Source organism: Mycolicibacterium arseniciresistens, assembly GCF_030519285.1.
Lineage (GTDB): Bacteria > Actinomycetota > Actinomycetes > Mycobacteriales > Mycobacteriaceae > Mycobacterium > Mycobacterium arseniciresistens.
In genome coordinates this window covers 1-1,775 of record NZ_JAUMSQ010000514.1, presented here as the reverse complement: position 1 = coordinate 1,775, position 1,775 = coordinate 1, and the positions used below count along the sequence as shown (strand labels likewise).

The following is a 1,775-nucleotide window of genomic DNA, read 5'->3' as shown; positions in this document are numbered from 1 at the left end:
CGGTGTCCGGCGCCGCGCCGAAGATGTGATCCATCGGGAAGTCGACGAACGACACCCCCGAGGGCGCGCCGACCGCCGCCCGCAGCGCATCGTCGACCAGACCTGCTGCCGCGCCCGCCGACTGCGCGGTCGCCGCGAATCGGCACAGCGGCGCGACGAAGGGCACGTGGTCGATCTCCTGCAGCGAACCCTGGCCCCAGCGCATCGCCGGTGCCCGGCCGCCGAGGATCACCAGTGGCGACTGGTTCTGCTGCGCGGCGGCCATCGCGCTCATCCCGTTGGTGATTCCCGGACCGGCCGTCAGCGCAGCGACGCCCGGCACCCGCGTCACCTTCGACCAGCCCTCGGCGGCGAACGCCGCGGTCTGCTCGTGCCGGGTGTCGATCAGCCGGATCCCTTCGGCCCGACAGCCGTCGTAGATCGGGAAGATGTGTCCGCCCGACAGCGTGAACATCGTGTCGATGCCGCTGGCGCGCAACCGCCGTGCGATCAGATGCCCGGCGTTCACGCTCTGTTCGGCAGGAGCCTCATTGCTCATGGCCGCAGCATATCGGCGGCATACGCTTTGGCTGTGCACACCGCGAATGACACCGAGGTATTGATCGCAGGCGCCGGACCGGTCGGGTTGACCGCCGCCGTCGAACTCGCCCGCCGCGGCGTGGCCTGCCGCATCGTCGACCCACTCCCCGACCCGCCGCAGTACGCGAAAGCCGTTGGTGTGCAGCCTCGAACGCTGGAAGTGTTCGAATCGATGGGCATCCTGCGCCATGTCCTCGACGCCGGCACCGAGATGCGCGGACAGATCGTCTACGTCAACGGCGAGAAGGTGACGCAGCTGGACCTGACGCTTCCGGGCGACATCCCGTTCGCCTTCCTGTGCATTCCGCAGTACGCCACCGAACGCATCCTGCGCGAGGAGGCGAACAGGCGCGGTGTCGAGGTGCAGCGTGGCGTGCGCCTGACCGCCTTCACCCAGGACGCCGACGGCGTGAGCGCCACCCTCGCCGGGCAGGACGGCGAGTCCACTGTCCGCGCCGCCTATCTCGTCGGCGCCGACGGCGCGCACAGCGTGGTGCGCAAGGGGTTGGGACTCACGTTCGAGGGCGCCGCATTCGACGAGCAGTACATGCTCGGCGACGTCGAGGTCGACTGGTCGCAGCCGCCGGGATACGCGATCAGGGCGATGCACCAGACCGACGGCACGACCGACGACCTGTTGGTGTGCATCCCGCTGCCGGGCCGCAACCGGTACCGGATGTCGATGCTGGTGCCCGACGAACTGGCCGCGGCGCCCGCCGACGGAGTGGCACACGGCTTCGAGGGCGGCCGCAGGCCCGAAGTCAGTCACCTCCAGGCCGTGCTCGACCGGCTGGCGCCCGAGCCGGCGACGGCCCGCAATCTGCGGTGGTCGTCGGTGTTCCGGATCAGTCACCGCATCGTCGACGCCTACGGCCGCGGCCGGGTGTTCGTCGCGGGCGACGCCGCCCACATCCACCCGCCGACCGGTGCCCAGGGGATGAACACCGGCATCCAGGACGCCCACAACCTGGCCTGGAAGTTGGCGCTGGCCGTCGCCGGTGACGCCGCCGGCGGGCTGCTGGACAGCTACGACGCCGAACGCAGGCCGGTCGGCGAGGAGGTCGTCGGCCGGACAGTGCGCAGCGCCCGCCAGGGCATCGGCGCCGACTCGCCGGACGCGAGCCGCACGGTGCTCCGCGAAGGGCAGTTGCTCATCGACTACGCCGACAGCTCGATCGTCGCCGCAGGCGGCGCCG

2 protein-coding genes are annotated in these 1,775 nt (G+C 70.9%); one reads left to right on the top strand and one right to left on the bottom strand.

Features of this window, described 5'->3' with window-relative positions; translation table 11 throughout:
• The coding region (locus tag Q2100_RS31150; protein WP_302917113.1) for a thiamine pyrophosphate-binding protein at positions 1-538 on the bottom strand (538 nt) is incomplete at its 3' end.
• Positions 539-571: 33 nt separating this feature from the next.
• Between Q2100_RS31150 and Q2100_RS31145 the strand changes: the two genes are divergently transcribed.
• Positions 572-1,775: FAD-dependent monooxygenase (locus tag Q2100_RS31145; RefSeq protein ID WP_302917112.1), on the top strand; the 1,204-nt coding region annotated here is incomplete at its 3' end.